Origin of the sequence: Vibrio sp. OPT46, assembly GCF_015163535.1 — a bacterium.
Classification (GTDB): Bacteria; Pseudomonadota; Gammaproteobacteria; order Enterobacterales; family Vibrionaceae; genus Vibrio; species Vibrio alginolyticus.
Window position 1 is genome coordinate 1 of the sequence record NZ_JADDYG010000084.1, and the last position, 597, is coordinate 597.

1 protein-coding gene is annotated in these 597 nt (G+C 40.9%); it reads right to left on the bottom strand.

Annotated features, from left to right (window positions below):
* Nucleotides 1–74: 74 nt before the first annotated feature.
* A partial coding sequence (locus IQR33_RS03365; protein ID WP_228013740.1) for a hypothetical protein occupies nucleotides 75–597 on the bottom strand: 523 nt, incomplete at its 5' end.

The window sequence follows — 597 nt, forward strand, 5'->3', positions numbered from 1 at the left end:
TTCATTCTCGTTATTAGCTTGACACAAAATTTAAGTCAGATCGCAAAGATTCACCCTTGCGCAATTTCTTCGCTTCATGCCATTAAGTTTTTAAGACGATGCGCATCCGGATGATTTTCCTGAATAAGTACCCGACTCAATGCTTCAACGAATTCACGCTTCATGACATCAGTCGATGCTTGCTCAGGTTGCGTCATTGTTAATACTGCAAACGGATTGGGTGCAAGGTGAATGTCTTTCCAGATACTTCTACAAATCTCCGCATGAAGATGTTGAGGTAATTGTCCTGATTGTAAAAACAACCCCATGATACTGTCATCATTCACAGACCATAAATGACGATAAGCACCTTCAAATAGTTGCGATGGATGGAGTTTTCCCCTGAACCCTTGACAGCTGTACAAGACATTTAACACATCTGCACTCCATTGCTGCCAAATATCTTCAGGCAAATGAGTTTTCAGGTTGGCATACTGACTGATAATCCAGATTGAATCGACATACATAGAGTCTCCACGAACTAGCTCACTCAAAGTCATAAACCAGGATTCTATTTCCGACTTATTACGTTCGTTATACCCTTCTACTTCTAACGTG